At 65.1% G+C, this 12,366-nt stretch carries 13 protein-coding genes; 11 read left to right on the top strand and 2 right to left on the bottom strand.

Annotated features, from left to right (window positions below; genetic code table 11):
• Positions 1-16: 16 nt before the first annotated feature.
• Together scpA and BLV07_RS24820 are read left to right on the top strand one after the other, a co-directional pair.
• Complete coding sequence (gene scpA, locus BLV07_RS24825; RefSeq protein WP_091891032.1) at positions 17-2,173, top strand: methylmalonyl-CoA mutase; 2,157 nt, start codon at positions 17-19, stop codon at positions 2,171-2,173.
• A gap of 39 nt (positions 2,174-2,212) precedes the next feature.
• Positions 2,213-3,001: an RsiV family protein gene (locus BLV07_RS24820; RefSeq protein ID WP_176945734.1), complete on the top strand. Its 789-nt coding sequence runs from the start codon at positions 2,213-2,215 to the stop codon at positions 2,999-3,001.
• Positions 3,002-3,008: 7 nt separating this feature from the next.
• Here the strand turns inward: BLV07_RS24820 and BLV07_RS24815 are convergent, their stop codons facing one another.
• Positions 3,009-3,680, bottom strand: coding sequence for an SRPBCC family protein (locus tag BLV07_RS24815; protein WP_244551204.1), 672 nt, complete (start codon positions 3,678-3,680; stop codon positions 3,009-3,011).
• A gap of 22 nt (positions 3,681-3,702) precedes the next feature.
• On the opposite strand from BLV07_RS24815, the gene BLV07_RS24810 reads away from it, so the two are divergent.
• The 9 genes from BLV07_RS24810 (at position 3,703) to BLV07_RS24770 (ending at position 11,457) form a co-directional block, all read left to right on the top strand.
• The gene (locus BLV07_RS24810; RefSeq protein ID WP_091890852.1) at positions 3,703-4,695 is read left to right on the top strand and encodes a tripartite tricarboxylate transporter substrate binding protein; all 993 of its coding nucleotides are present in this window, start codon (positions 3,703-3,705) and stop codon (positions 4,693-4,695) included.
• 191 nt (positions 4,696-4,886) lie between these two features.
• Positions 4,887-5,378 carry a tripartite tricarboxylate transporter TctB family protein gene (locus BLV07_RS24805; RefSeq protein WP_091890849.1) on the top strand — a complete coding sequence of 164 codons (492 nt, stop codon included), beginning with the start codon at positions 4,887-4,889 and terminating at the stop codon, positions 5,376-5,378.
• 4 nt (positions 5,379-5,382) lie between these two features.
• On the top strand, positions 5,383-6,894 hold the full coding sequence (locus BLV07_RS24800) for a tripartite tricarboxylate transporter permease (RefSeq protein WP_091890846.1): 1,512 nt from the start codon (positions 5,383-5,385) through the stop codon (positions 6,892-6,894).
• Between the two features lie 87 nt (positions 6,895-6,981).
• Complete coding sequence (locus tag BLV07_RS24795; protein ID WP_091890843.1) at positions 6,982-7,296, top strand: nucleotidyltransferase family protein; 315 nt, start codon at positions 6,982-6,984, stop codon at positions 7,294-7,296.
• Entirely contained in the window at positions 7,297-7,638 is a 342-nt protein-coding gene (locus BLV07_RS24790) for a HepT-like ribonuclease domain-containing protein (RefSeq protein WP_091890840.1), read from the top strand.
• Between the two features lie 28 nt (positions 7,639-7,666).
• The gene (gene meaB / locus BLV07_RS24785; RefSeq protein ID WP_091890837.1) at positions 7,667-8,653 is read left to right on the top strand and encodes a methylmalonyl Co-A mutase-associated GTPase MeaB; all 987 of its coding nucleotides are present in this window, start codon (positions 7,667-7,669) and stop codon (positions 8,651-8,653) included.
• Positions 8,650-9,306, top strand: coding sequence for a pyroglutamyl-peptidase I (locus BLV07_RS24780; protein WP_091890834.1), 657 nt, complete (start codon positions 8,650-8,652; stop codon positions 9,304-9,306). Before meaB ends, BLV07_RS24780 begins: the two co-directional genes overlap by 4 nt.
• A gap of 233 nt (positions 9,307-9,539) precedes the next feature.
• Complete coding sequence (locus BLV07_RS24775) at positions 9,540-10,910, top strand: TIGR03808 family TAT-translocated repetitive protein (protein ID WP_091890831.1); 1,371 nt, start codon at positions 9,540-9,542, stop codon at positions 10,908-10,910.
• 238 nt (positions 10,911-11,148) lie between these two features.
• On the top strand, positions 11,149-11,457 hold the full coding sequence (locus tag BLV07_RS24770; protein WP_091890828.1) for a GIY-YIG nuclease family protein: 309 nt from the start codon (positions 11,149-11,151) through the stop codon (positions 11,455-11,457).
• Positions 11,458-11,583: 126 nt separating this feature from the next.
• Here BLV07_RS24770 and BLV07_RS24765 read toward each other — a convergent pair whose 3' ends face one another.
• Entirely contained in the window at positions 11,584-12,171 is a 588-nt protein-coding gene (locus tag BLV07_RS24765) for a TIGR03809 family protein (RefSeq protein ID WP_502690210.1), read from the bottom strand.
• Positions 12,172-12,366: the final 195 nt, after the last annotated feature.

The following is a 12,366-nucleotide window of genomic DNA, read 5'->3' as shown; positions in this document are numbered from 1 at the left end:
TGATATGGTTGAGACCATGAGCCGCATTCCCAATTTCGCAGACGTCGCCTTCGCGCGCACAACCACCGCCGCGCCGACCGGCAGCGCCGAGCCGTGGCTGACGCCCGAGGGCATTCTGGTGCAGCCCGCTTATGGCGAGGCAGATGTCGCCGGGCTCGATTTCCTCGAGACTTATCCCGGCATCGCGCCCTATCTGCGTGGTCCCTACCCCACCATGTATGTCAACCAGCCCTGGACCGTCAGGCAATATGCCGGCTTCTCCACGGCGGAGGATTCCAACGCGTTCTACCGCCGCAACCTCGCGGCGGGACAGAAAGGCCTCTCGGTCGCCTTCGACCTCGCCACCCATCGCGGCTATGACAGCGACCATCCGCGCGTTGGCGGCGATGTCGGCATGGCGGGCGTTGCCATCGATTCCATCTACGACATGCGCACGCTGTTCGCAGGGATTCCGCTCGACCAGATGAGCGTGTCCATGACCATGAACGGCGCGGTGCTGCCGATCCTCGCGCTTTATGTCGCGGCTGCCGAGGAACAGGGCGTGCCGCCGGAAAAACTCTCAGGGACGATTCAGAACGACATTCTGAAAGAGTTCATGGTGCGCAACACCTACATCTATCCGCCTGCGCCTTCGATGCGGATCATCTCGGACATCTTCGCCTACACCTCGCAGAAGATGCCGAAGTACAATTCGATCTCGATCTCCGGCTATCACATGCAGGAGGCCGGCGCCACGCAGGACCTCGAGCTCGCCTATACGCTCGCCGACGGCGTCGAATATCTGCGCGCCGGCCTTGCCGCCGGCCTCGACGTCGACCGTTTCGCGCCGCGCCTGTCGTTCTTCTGGGCGATTGGCATGAACTTCTTCATGGAAGTCGCCAAGCTGCGCGCCGCGCGCCTGCTCTGGGCGAAGCTGCTGAAGCCGTTCAACCCGAAAGACCCGCGCTCGCTGTCACTGCGCACGCACAGCCAGACCTCGGGCTGGTCGCTGACGGCGCAGGACGTCTTCAACAACGTGATGCGCACCACCGTCGAGGCGATGGCGGCCACCCAAGGCCACACCCAGTCGCTGCACACCAATGCGCTCGACGAGGCCTTGGCGCTGCCGACCGATTTCTCGGCGCGTATCGCCCGCAACACCCAGCTTTTCCTCCAGCAAGAGAGCGGCACCACCCGCATCATCGATCCCTGGGGCGGTTCGTATTATGTTGAGCGGCTGACGCGCGACCTCGCGGCGAAGGCCTGGAGCCATATCCAGGAGGTCGAGGAGCTCGGCGGCATGGCCAAGGCGATCGAGGCCGGCGTGCCGAAGCTGCGTATCGAGGAAGCCTCGGCGAAAACTCAGGCTCGGATCGATGCCGGCAAGCAGGCGGTGATCGGCGTCAACAAGTACAAGCCGACCGACGAAGCTCCCATCGACATCCTCAAGGTCGACAACACCAATGTCCGCCGCTTGCAGATCGACAAGCTGACGCGGCTGAAATCCGAGCGCAATCAGAAGGACGTCGATGACGCCCTCGCCGCGCTGACGCGCTCGGCCGGCGAAGGCAACGGCAATCTGCTCGCACTCGCCATCGACGCTGCACGGGCCAAGGCAACCGTCGGCGAGATTTCGGAGGCGATGGAGAAGGTGTTCGGCCGGCACCGCGCCGAGATCAAATCCATCACCGGCGTCTACAAGCGGGAGGCGTCCAGCATGGGTAACCAGGTCGAGAAGGTTCAGGCGCTGATCGACGCCTTCGAGGAGGCGGAGGGCCGCCGGCCGCGCATCCTGGTCGCCAAGATCGGCCAGGACGGCCACGACCGCGGCCAGAAGGTGATTGCGTCTGCCTTCGCCGACATCGGCTTCGACGTCGATATCGGGCCGCTGTTCGCCACGGCGGATGAAGCCGCGCGGCAGGCGGTCGAGAACGACGTCCATATCCTCGGCGTCTCCTCACTCGCCGCCGCCCATCTCACCGCCGTGCCCGAGCTGAAGACGGCGCTGAAGAAGCAGGGCCGCGACGACATCATGATTATCGTCGGCGGCGTGGTGCCGCCGCAGGATTACGATGCGCTCTATGCCGCCGGCGCCGAAGCCATCTTCCCGCCCGGCACCGTGATCGCGGACGCAGCCGAGGAGCTGATCCGCAAGCTGAACGCCCGGCTCGGGCATAGCGAGGCGGCGGAGTAACCGACGCCGCCGATCTTCCGACAAGAAGGATTTTGCGTGATGTTTCCCGCGCCAACGTTCATGCGCGCGCTGGCTGCGGCCGCGGTTTGCGGCGCGCTGGTCGGTCTGGCAAGCGCAGCCGAACCCAAGCCCGACGCCGTTATCAAGACCAAGAGCATCGAGGCGCGAATCTTCCTCGACGATAAGGTCAAGGCCGATGCAGCGCTGGCGGCCGATTGCCTTGCTGAAGGCAGGAAATGGCTCGACAAGAACGCGGCCGAAGCCGCTGCCTCGCGCAAGGAGGATCCGCAGTTCTTCAAGGACGGCGGCTGGGATTTCGAGCGCAGATACACGATCCGCTCGGTGGTTGCCGATCGCTACGTCAGCGTCCTGCGCGACGACTACATGGACACGCACGGTGCCCATCCGAACTCGGACGTAAATACGATCCTGTGGGACAAGACCGAGAACAAGCGCATCTCGATTCGCCCGTTCTTCGCCGAGACTGCCGACAATGGGGCGACCATGAAGGCGATGGTGAAGGCCGTGCTCGTCTCGCTGAAAGCCGAAAAGAAGAAGCGCGACGCCAGCGAGACAGCGACCGACGAGTGGTTCAAGGGCGTTGCGCCGAGCCTACTCAGGATCGGCGCAGTGACGCTCGCGCCCTCAGCCGAAGCGGGCAAGAGCTCCGGCCTCACCTTCCATTACCCGCCCTACGCCGTCGGCCCCTACGCCGAGGGCGAATATGTCGCGTTCGTGCCGTGGGAGGCGCTGAAGCCCTACCTGACAGCGGAAGGCACCCGCATCTTCGGCGGCGCACGGCCGAAGGGCGACGCGGACGCGCAGTGAGCGCTCGCTAACGCGATCGCGGACTGACGCGAGCCAATGTCCGCGCAAGTGAGTCCGTCCAATCGGGAATCCAGGAGCCAAACAGCGCTTGCCAGCGATCGGCGTCCGCAGGTTCCGTATCGAGGGCGACCGACCATTCGATGAGGGTGCGGTCGCGTTCGATGATCGGGCGCAGATGCATGGTGCCTTGGTAGCGCGTCGGCGCCGGCCTCTGGCTCCCGTCATCTTGCGGATATGGCAGCGCTTCGAGACCGGCATAGGTCAGGCTGTGCTGCCGGTCCGAGTGATCGACCAGGCGCTGGCGGATCCAGTTTCCGAGATAGCAGAAGCGCCTGATGGCGCCGACTTCGTCGCCGCGCTTGTCGTCTTCGATCACGCTCTCGCTCACCCCGTCGATATAAGCGGGATAGTTGTTGAAATCGCGGATGAGCGACCAGACTTCGTCCAGCGGGTGGTCCAGCACGGCGCTGTAGTAGGCTTGGGTCATGGCTTGCCTTTGGCTTTCGTTACGCGCTGAGGTTGGCGACTTGCGCGGGCAAAACCCACCCGATTTCCGACTGGCCTTTCCGGTGGGCCTCCAGCTTTCACACAACAGTACGATCCCATTGGTAGCGCTACCTTGCAGCGGCGCCGCAAAGCCGACTAGAATGCCGCCGTTGACAAGAGCGCCCGACGTCACGGGCGCCGCTGGGAGGCATTCAATGTCCAAGATTTCGCGCCGCACCTTTGCGGCTTCATCCGCCGCCGTTGCGGCATCCGCCGCTTTCGGGTTCAAGCCCGCACGCGCGCAAACCTATCCGGCGCGGCCGGTCACCGTGATCGTGCCCTGGGGCGCCGGCGGTGGCACCGACGCGACCGCGCGCATCGTCGCGGCGCTGCTGGAGAAAGATCTCGGCCAGCCCTTCAACGTGGTCAACCGCACCGGTGGCTCCGGCGTCGTCGGCCACAGTGCGATCGCAACCGCGCAGCCCGACGGCTACACCATCGGCATGCTCACGGTCGAAATCTCGATGATGCACTGGCAGGGCCTCACCGACCTGACGCCGAAGAGCTACACGCCGCTGGCGCTGATGAACGAGGATCCGCCCGGCATTCAGGTCTCCTCCTCCTCGCCGTACAAGACGGTCAAGGAGCTCGCCGAGGCGATCAAGGCGGCGCCCCCGGGCAAGTTCAAGGCTTCGGGCACCGGCCAGGGCGGCATCTGGCATCTGGCGCTGGTCGGCTGGATGCAGGCGATGGGCCTACCCGCCAACCAGGTCGCCTGGGTGCCCTCGAACGGCGCGGCGCCAGCCATGCAGGATCTCGCCGCCGGCGGCCTCGACCTCACCACCTGCTCGGTGCCGGAAGCGCGCGCCATCATCGAGGCCGGCAAGGCCAGGAGCCTCGCCATCATGGCACCGGCGCGCAATCCGATCTTCAAGGACGTGCCGACGCTGAAGGAGGCGATGGGCATCGATTACGCGACCGGCGCCTGGCGCGGCATCGGCGCGCCCAAGAACCTGCCGCCGGAGATCGCAACGAAGCTCACCGCGGCCCTGAAGAAGGTCTACGACTCCGCCGAGTTCAAGGACTTCATGAGCAATCGCGGCTTTGGCACCGTGTGGGGCGATGGCGCCCATTTCGCCGGCTTCATGGACAAGGGCGACGCCCAGATGGGCGAGGCGATGAAGGCGGCCGGCCTGAGCAAGGCGTGACCTGGTACTGCGACGCTCTGATCGCCTCTCCCCGCCTGCGGGGAGAGGCCGGAATTCGCGCAAGGCGCGGATTCCGGGTGAGGGGGACTCTCCACGAATCCAACTCTCACCGTCCTCGCGGAGAACCCCCCTCACCCCAACCCTCTCCCCGCGCGCGGGGAGCGGGAGAACACTCTTTGTAGGACTCCCCCATGCGTCTTCCCGACTCCGTCACGGGATCGTTTCTCGTCGCACTCGGCGCAGCCGCCGCCTATGGCGGTTGGATCTTGCCGCCGGTGCCGGGGCAGCCGGTCGGCCCCAACGTGTTTCCGCTGGTGATCGGGACGGGGCTCGCGCTATGCGGGCTCGCGATCGTGTTCGGCATCGGCCATTCCTTCGAGGAGGAGGAAGAGCTCATCCCGTTCGAGGACGGCCAGGCAGCTAGCCCGCCGCCGCAGGGCAATCTCTACGGCCTGCGCGCGCTGCTGCCGCCGGCGCTGCTGCTGTTCTACGTCTTTGCCGCCGACCGGCTCGGCTTCATCATCACCGCGGCGATCATGGTCTACGTGACGTCGACCGCGCTAGGGGCGAAGTGGAAGCTGGCGTTGCCGCTCGCGGCACTCTCGCCGTTCGCCATTCACCTCATCTTCGGCAAGCTGCTCCGCGTGCCACTGCCTGCCGGCCTGCTGCCGACGCCCTGGTAATCCCATGCTGAAAACCCTGATTGATGCGTTCGCACTGATCTCCACCTGGGAGGTCATCATCGCGATGTTCGCGGCTTCCGTGTACGGGCTCGTGATCGGCTCGCTGCCGGGCTTGTCGGCGACGATGGCGACCGCCCTGCTCGTCCCCGTCACCTTCTACCTGTCGCCGATCGCGGCGATCGCGACCATCGTTGCGGCCTCGTCGATGGCGATCTTCTCCGGTGACATTCCGGGCGCGCTGCTGCGCATTCCCGGCACGCCGGCTTCTGCCGCCTATGCCGACGAAGCCTATGCCATGACCCGCAAGGGCCAGGCCGAGCTTGCGCTCGGAGCCGGCGTCTGGTTCTCCGCGGTCGGCGGCATCGCCGGCGTGCTGTCGCTGATGATCCTGGCGCCGCCGCTCGCCGAGATCGCGCTGTCGTTCTCGACCTTCGAATATTTCTGGCTGGCGCTGCTCGGCCTGATGTGCGCCACCTTGGTCGCGCGCTCCTCGCCGGTGAAGGCGATCGCGGGCATGTTCATCGGCCTCTTGGTCTCCTGCATCGGCATCGAGAACCCCGGCGGCATCCCGCGCTTCACCTTTGGGATCACCGATCTGTTCGGCGGCATCGAGCCGATCCCGGCGCTGGTCGGCGTGTTCGCTGTGGCGCAGGTGATGCGCGCGATGCTGACACCCGAGCCGCCACCGCTGCCGCGGCGAAAATTCGGGAGCATCATGGCCGGCCAGTGGAAGCTGACGAAGCTTTATCATTGGCAGATGACGCGCGGGAACATCGTCGGCATCATCATCGGCGTGCTGCCCGGCGCCGGTGCCGACATGGCCGCCTGGGTCTCCTACGCGATGTCGAAGCGGTTCTCCAAGGAGCCGGAAAAGTTCGGCACCGGTCACGTCGAAGGCCTGGTCGAGGCCGGCGCCAGCAACAATGCCAGCATCGCCTCCGGCTGGGTGCCTTCGCTGCTGTTCGGCATCCCCGGCGACACCATCGCCGCGATCGCGATCGGCGTGCTCTACATGAAGGGGCTCAATCCCGGCCCGACGCTGTTCACCGAGAAGGCGTCGAGCATGTATGCGATCTATCTGATGTTCATCATCGCGAACATCATCATGATCCCGCTCGGCATCGCCATGATCCGCGTTGCCGCCTACATCCTGCTGGCGCCGCGCTCCACCGTGATGCCGATCATCATGCTGTGCTGCGCGGTCGGCTCGTTCGCGATCGGCAACAACATGTTCGGCGTCGTCACCGTCGCCGCCTTCGGCGTGATCGGCTATGTGATGGAGGCCAACGGCTACCCCGTCGCGGCCATGGTGCTCGGCATCGTCATGGGCACCATGGTCGAGCAGGCTTTCGTCACGTCGTTGATCAAGTCGGACGGAAGCATCCTGCCGTTCTTCGAACGCCCGGTCGCGGCGATCCTTGCCGCGATGGCGATCGGCGCCCTGCTGTGGCCGGTGATGGTGTGGATCTGGCGCAAAATGAAACCGCTCCAGACGGCCGCGGCAACATCCCGGTGATTCCAGGCGAGCGGCCCTCGCCTGCCCATCGAGACGCCCCTAAGTACGGCGCTGGGCCGCTTGGCGGCTTCGTGCTAGTATCCAGCCATGACCGAGGTCGCCGACATTCCGCTTCAGACAATTATTCTGAAGCTCAAGGAGATCGCTCCCGCCTTGAGGGCTGCGGGCGTGAAACGGCTATACATCTTCGGATCACGTGCCCGCGGTGATGCGCGGCCCGACAGCGACCTGGATGTTCTCGTCGAAACGACCTCGCGCGAGGAACCACCACGGTTCGATTTCTTCAAAGTCCTGCATCTGATAGAAGATGAGGTGGGCCTCACGACGCAAATTTCATTGCGAAACCTGCTGAAGCCCCGCATCGCCGAGCGGATCGCGGATGACCTGGTCGAGGTATTCTAGATGCCGCCGACCGCGGAAGACCGGTTGCGAGACATTCTCGAAGCCATCGTCGAGATCGAGGCATTGCTGGCAGGCTACAACCTCGACCTCTTCACTGCAGACAAGACGCGCCGCATGGCGACAGAACGCTATCTTGAAGTCATATGTGAGGCTGCCCGGCGCTTGACTGACGATATCAAAAAAGACGCGCCAGAGATCGACTGGCAGAGAATGGTCGATTTCGGCAACCACTTGCGCCACGCGTACCATGCAACAGACGTAGGGATTGTGTGGGACATCGTTCAAGATCATCTTCCGCCGTTGAAATCTTTCGTTGAACGGTGCATTCGGGCATCCCACTGATGATGCATCCACCCGCTCGCCTGCAACGATGACCAGCCCCAAGACGCTCGACATCAAATCTCTCGCCCGCGACCTCCGCGCCGGCAGCCGCGCGGCGCTGGCGCGGGCCATCACGCTGGTGGAGAGCCGGCGCGGTGACCATCAGACGCTGGCGCGCGAGCTGGTGCAGACGCTGCTGCCCGACACCGGCAAGGCATTTCGCGTCGGCATCACCGGATCGCCAGGCGTCGGCAAATCAACCACGATCGACGTGCTCGGGACGTATCTGATTGAACAGGGCCACAAGGTCGCCGTGCTCGCGGTCGACCCGTCCTCGGCGCGCAGCGGCGGCTCGATCCTCGGCGACAAGACGCGGATGGCGCGGCTGGCGGCCTCCACTGATGCCTTCATCCGCCCCTCGCCGTCTTCGGGCACGCTCGGCGGCGTCGCGGCCAAGACGCGCGAGGCGATGCTGCTCTGCGAAGCCGCCGGCTTCGACGTCGTGCTGGTCGAGACCGTCGGCATCGGCCAGTCCGAGACCGCGGTCTGCGACATGACCGACTTCTTCCTCGCGCTTATGCTGCCGGGCGGCGGCGACGAGCTACAAGGCATCAAGAAAGGCCTGGTCGAACTCGCCGACATGATCGCCATCAACAAGGCCGACGGCGACAACCTCAAGCGCGCCAAGATCACCGCGGCCGACTATCGCGGCGCGCTGCACATTCTCAGCCCCAGGTCCGAGCATTGGCACCCACCGGTCGAGACCTATTCGGCGCTCACCGGCACCGGCATCGCCGAGCTCTGGCAGAAGGTTCTGGATCACCGCAAGGCGATGAGCGCATCCGGCGAGTTTGCCGCGCGCCGGCGCGATCAGCAGGTGAAGTGGATGTGGTCGATGCTGGAGCAGCGGATGCTGGCGCGGCTGCGCAGCGAGGCATCGGTGCGGACCAAGGTCCGGAAGATCGAAGCGGAGGTGGCCGACGGCCATCTCACGCCGGCGCTCGCTGCCGAGCAGATCTTGGAGTTGCTGCAATGAGCGAAAAGCTCCGCGTTCTCCTGACCGGCTTCGGGCCGTTTCCCGGCGCGCCCTATAATCCGACCCAGCCACTGGTGGCGCGACTGGCGCAGCTGCGCCGCCCGGCACTCGACGATGTCACGATTGCCAGTCACATCTTCCCGGTCACCTATGCTGCGGTCGACCGGCAATTGCCTGACGTGCTCACGAAGGTGAAGCCGGATGCGCTTCTGATGTTCGGCCTCGCCGCACGCACGCCTTACTTGCGCATCGAGACCCGCGCCCGCAATGCCGTCACCATGCTCTGGCCGGATGCCGCCAACACCCGTTCCAGCAAGCGCGGCATCGCCGGCCATGCAGACGCGATGATGTTCGGTCCGCACACCGCACGGCTGCTGCGCGCCGCACGCCTCACCGGCATCGATGCGCGCTCTTCGCGCGATGCCGGCGCCTATCTCTGCAACTATCTGAGCTGGCGCGCGATCGAGAATGTGAGAGCGGGCGGGCCGATGCTGGCGGCGTTTATCCACATCCCGTTGCTCGCGCGTAGCGGCGCCGTGCGCCGCAAGGGCGCGCCGCGGATCACGCTGGAGGAATTGGTCGATGCTGGCGAAGCCATGCTGATGGAGATGGTGCAGTTGGCAAGGAAGGAGCGGAACACACCGATTTCGTAGGGTGGGCAAAGGCGCACTTGCGCCGTGCCCACCATACATCGGGATCCGTGCTGACTATGGTGGGCACGCTTCCGCCTTCGCTCTCCGAGCTACGGCGGACAAGTCGTTTGCCCACCCTACCGCACCTCGCTTGCGTAAACATTTAACCCTACCGTGAACAATCCTCACGTCACCGGCCGCCCTGCGCTACCTAGTGGGCGCGGACATTTCCCGCGTCCGCCGAAGGACGCGTCATGGACCTCAATCGCCGTCATCTCATCGGAGCCTCGACTGCCGGCATCGCTGGCGCGCTCGCCATGCCGGCTGACGCTGCGCGCGCGGCGCCGCTGACATCCCTGCTCGGCCGCGATGCCACGCAATACGGCGTGCGGCCCGGCAGCAGCGAAGACCAAACGCGAGCGCTTCAGCGTGCGATCGACGAGAGCGCGCGGGCACAGGTGCCGCTCGCCTTGCCGCCCGGCATCTACCGGACCGGTCTGTTGCGGCTCCCGAACGGCGCGCAACTGATCGGCGTGCGCGGTGCGACGAAACTCGTCTTCACCGGCGGAGCCTCGGTAATCCAGAGCGATGGTTCCGATGCGATCGGCATCACCGGCATCATCTTCGACGGCGGCAACATTCCGCTGCCGACGCGGCGCGGCCTGATCCACGTCCTCGGCGGCCGCGACGTCCGCATCACCGATTGCGCGATCACCGGCTCCGGCGGCAGCGGGGTCTGGCTCGAGCAGGTGTCAGGCGACATTTCCGGCAATATCTTCACCAATATCGCGGTGACGGCGGTGGTCTCGTTCGATGCCAAAGGCCTCAGCGTTTCCCGCAACACAATCACTGGCACCAATGACAACGGCATCGAGATCCTGCGCACCGCGATCGGCGATGACGGCACGCTGGTCACCGATAACCGCATCGAGGACATCAAGGCCGGCCCCGGCGGCTCCGGCCAGTACGGCAACGCCATCAACGCCTTTCGCGCCGGCAATGTGATCGTACGCGGCAACCGCATCAGGAATTGCGACTACTCCGCCGTGCGCGGCAACTCCGCCTCCAACATCCACATCACCGGCAACAGTGTCAGCGACGTGCGCGAAGTCGCGCTCTATTCCGAGTTCGCGTTCGAAGCCGCGGTGATCGCCAACAACACCGTCGACGGCGCCGCCGTTGGCGTCTCCGTCTGCAATTTCAACGAGGGCGGCCGCATCGCCGTTGTCCAGGGCAACATCATCCGCAATCTGCTCCCGAAGCGTCCGATCGGCACCGTACCCGACGACGATGCCGGCGTCGGCATGTACATCGAAGCGGATTCATCGGTGACCGGCAACGTGATCGAGAACGCGCCATCCTACGGCATCGTCGCCGGCTGGGGAAAATATTTGCGCGACATCGCGATCACGGGCAACGTGATCCGCAAGGCACTGGCCGGCGTCGGTGTCTCCGTGGTGCCGGGAGCCGGCACTGCGCTCGTCAACAACAACATGATCTCCGAGACCCCGCGCGGCGCCGTGGTCGGCCTCGATCACGCGCGTGCGGTGACGTCCGACCTGTCGGCCGACGGTGCGCAGCGGTTCGCGCAGGTGGTGGTCGGCGGGAATGCAGTGCGGCGTTAACTGTGCGGCTGGCAGACGGGCCGAGCATCCTTCGAGGCTCCCCACGCGGCGCGTTGCGCCACGTGTCTCGCACCTCAGGATGACGGGACGAGCGAGCGAACTCGACTTCGCGAAGAGCTATTCGGCACCACACTCAAAGGCTGTTAAGTCTGATATTGACAACAAGCACGCTGCCGTCATCCTGAGGTGCGAGCCGTGCGGTGCGGAGCACCGCGCGGGGAGCCTCGAAGGATGATTTGTGGGCATCTTTGTCTACATGCTGCGGTGCGCGGATGGCTCGTTCTATATCGGGAGCGCCACTGGAGAGGACGTGTCCAAGCGCGTCGATGAGCACAATGCCGGCGCTTATCCCGGATATACCTATTCGAGGCGTCCGGTCGTCTTGGTGTGGTCCGAGCATTTCGAACGGATCACCGACGGCATTGCGGCCGAACGGCAGCTCAAGGGATGGAGCCGCGCCAAGAAGGAAGCGCTTGTTCGCTCGGATTGGAAGGCAGTAAGCCTGCTTGCGCGCCGACGTGCGGGAGCGCCGAGGTCCAAGAAGTGAGCGGCGACGCGGCTGGCAGACGGGCCGCACATCCTTCGAGGCTCGCCCTTGCGGTGCTCTGCACCGCAAGGCTCACGCCTCAGGATGACGGGGTTGGAGAAGTTCGGCTGCCCTCTTGAACATCCCTTAGAACGCGTTCCGCAGCAGCGGGTATTTTGCCTGCAGGCCGTCGAGGCTGAAGGTGAATTCGACGACACGCTCGGGGGCTGCGACGATTTCGGCGGCGGGCGGGGAGAACTGCGGCAGAAGCGTTGCCATCGTGGCCGGCGCCGTCGGCGGTGCCATCACGGCAGGTGCCGTGATCGGTGCCATCGCGGGCGGCGCGGAGAGCGGTGCGATCGGGGCGTCGGTGATATCGGCGAGAACGTCCGGCTCGGGATCGAGCCTAACCGGCACGGCGGTCTCGGGCGCGATGTGAACGGCCTTCGGCTGCACGGTCTGCGCCGGTTGCTCACGCGGAAACACGCGCGGCATCGTCGCCGGCGACCAGCCGAAGGCGGGCGTCACGCTCGCGGCTGCCGCAGCGACGTCCGCGCCCGTTGCAAGCGCGCGCCAGGTCTGGACCGCACGCTTGGCCTCCTGGATGTTTTCGAGGAATGCGATCTCGGAGTGGTAGCGGCGCCAGCGTCCGGTCTCGAACATTTCAGAGAGATGTTGCAGCCGCTGCTCGGCGAGAGCGCACCAGCGTGCCGCGATGTCGCGGCTAACAGCCACGTCGCGAACGACTTCTTGGCGATGTGTCATGAACCAGCCCGTCAGGAGAAAACACGGACGCGGGGACGCAACGCACACGAATCAATTTAGACGCGACATGAATATTTTGTGGAAAAGTTTTGACTTGTCCAGCAACGACGCCGCGCCCGTCATCAAACACCGTAGTCGTGCGGAGATTTCCTGTGTTTTCGAGTC

Source organism: Bradyrhizobium sp. Rc2d (assembly GCF_900099855.1).
Lineage (GTDB): Bacteria > Pseudomonadota > Alphaproteobacteria > Rhizobiales > Xanthobacteraceae > Bradyrhizobium.
The sequence above is the reverse complement of the archived record's forward strand: the minus strand, read 5'-3'. Positions and strand labels throughout refer to the sequence as shown.

Excerpts from the sequence above, each read along its gene's own strand:
- BLV07_RS24795 (WP_091890843.1), top strand. The coding sequence starts at position 6,982 with ATGACCGAGGTCGCCGACATTCCGCTTCAGACAATTATTCTGAAGCTC.
- BLV07_RS24775 (WP_091890831.1), top strand. The coding sequence starts at position 9,540 with ATGGACCTCAATCGCCGTCATCTCATCGGAGCCTCGACTGCCGGCATC.
- BLV07_RS24810 (WP_091890852.1), top strand. The coding sequence starts at position 3,703 with ATGTCCAAGATTTCGCGCCGCACCTTTGCGGCTTCATCCGCCGCCGTT.
- meaB (WP_091890837.1), top strand. The coding sequence starts at position 7,667 with ATGACCAGCCCCAAGACGCTCGACATCAAATCTCTCGCCCGCGACCTC.
- BLV07_RS24780 (WP_091890834.1), top strand. The coding sequence starts at position 8,650 with ATGAGCGAAAAGCTCCGCGTTCTCCTGACCGGCTTCGGGCCGTTTCCC.
- scpA (WP_091891032.1), top strand. The coding sequence starts at position 17 with ATGAGCCGCATTCCCAATTTCGCAGACGTCGCCTTCGCGCGCACAACC.
- BLV07_RS24800 (WP_091890846.1), top strand. The coding sequence starts at position 5,383 with ATGCTGAAAACCCTGATTGATGCGTTCGCACTGATCTCCACCTGGGAG.
- BLV07_RS24790 (WP_091890840.1), top strand. The coding sequence starts at position 7,297 with ATGCCGCCGACCGCGGAAGACCGGTTGCGAGACATTCTCGAAGCCATC.
- BLV07_RS24820 (WP_176945734.1), top strand. The coding sequence starts at position 2,213 with ATGTTTCCCGCGCCAACGTTCATGCGCGCGCTGGCTGCGGCCGCGGTT.
- BLV07_RS24805 (WP_091890849.1), top strand. The coding sequence starts at position 4,887 with ATGCGTCTTCCCGACTCCGTCACGGGATCGTTTCTCGTCGCACTCGGC.